Here is a 1,453-nt window from a genome sequence, read left to right on the forward strand (position 1 = left end):
GGCTCATCGGGTTTCAGAGTGCGTTGATGCGGTCGGCGAGCTGGCCGGAGTGCAGCAGTGATCGCAAGATGTAGTGGTCGAGGTTCCGGAAGCCTTGGGCGATCCCGCGTAGGTGTTCGAGGCGTCCGTTGATCGCTTCGACGGGGCCGTTCGAGACACCGACGTCGAAGTACGCGAGGATCTCTGCGCGGCGCGACCACAAGGTTCGACCGAGTTGGGCGACCTCCTCTAATCCGTCGGGCAGACCTTTCTGGATGCGTTTGAGCAGCTTGAACATCAACTTCTTGCCCTCACGGCGCCTCGGATGCTCGTAGGCGGCGATCACCTGCAGGTACACCTGATAGGTGATCTCGACGGCGGCATGCTCATCATGGCTGGTCAACGCCTCGAATAACGTGACCTTCTGCTTATCGGTCAACAACGCAGGGCGGGTCCGCAGAATCCGCCGGATCTTGTAGAGCGGATCGCCCGTGCGGCCTCGGTGCCCGCAAGTGGTCTGCTGGATTCGGGTGCGGCACCGGTCGAGTTTGTCGCCGGCCAACGCCACGACGTGGAACGGGTCCATCACGATCCGCGCCGCCGGGAGCTCTTCAGCGGTCGCAGTCTTGTAGCCGGTGAACCCATCCATCGCCACGACCTTCACCCGATCCCGAAACACCTGGTCACGGGCATCGAGCCACGTCTTCAACACTTGTTTCGACCGGCCGGCGATCATGTCGAGCAGTCGTGCCGGGCCGGTCCCGTCGACGACCGGCGTCAGGTCGATCAGGACGGTGACCCAGCTCGATTCACCGTGGCCGTGCACGTGTTTCCACTTGTGCTCATCGACGCCGAGATGCCGGACACCGTCGAGGTGGGCGCCGTCGTAGACCAGACCGCGCGCCGCAGACAGGGCGGCCTGATTGACGACTTGCCACGCCAGGCCGAGGTTGGCAGCGACCGCGGCCACGCTCATCTTGTCGATCACGATCCGTTGCACGATCCACCGGGTACAGCGCCTGGTCATCACTGCTCGAGGCTCGACGATGCTGGTGATGTCGGCGCGGAAGATCGACCTCGCGCAGTCAGCTGTAGCGCACACGAATCGGGGGACGGCGATACGCAGCAAGACCGGATGGCCGGCCGCCGGGACATCGGTTACTACGCGTTCGGCGTGATCGCGGAGTCGACCGGCGATACCGCAGGTCGGGCAGTGCGGATCAGGGTCCAGGACGGTGCACCAAATGTGGGTGCGGTCCTGGGTATCGACGGCGGCATCGGTGATCGTGACGCCGAGTTCGACGGTACGGCAGATCGTGTCAGCGACATCAGAAGTAGGCTGGTGCATGGGTCCTGTGCGTGCGAATTGGGTGTGTGAGAACCTCCATTCTCGCACCGCAGGACCCGCCTACATCTTGTGGTCGCTACTCTCGCCGACGATCACCGACTACGCACTCTCAGATCCGAAGAGCCC

At 63.5% G+C, this 1,453-nt stretch carries 1 protein-coding gene; it reads right to left on the bottom strand.

Annotated features, from left to right (window positions below):
• Positions 1–13 precede the first annotated feature (13 nt).
• Positions 14–1,327: an ISL3 family transposase gene (locus GOARA_RS17110; protein WP_007323689.1), complete on the bottom strand. Its 1,314-nt coding sequence runs from the start codon at positions 1,325–1,327 to the stop codon at positions 14–16.
• Positions 1,328–1,453: the final 126 nt, after the last annotated feature.

Origin of the sequence: Gordonia araii NBRC 100433 (genome assembly GCF_000241265.1) — a bacterium.
Classification (GTDB): domain Bacteria; phylum Actinomycetota; class Actinomycetes; order Mycobacteriales; family Mycobacteriaceae; genus Gordonia; species Gordonia araii.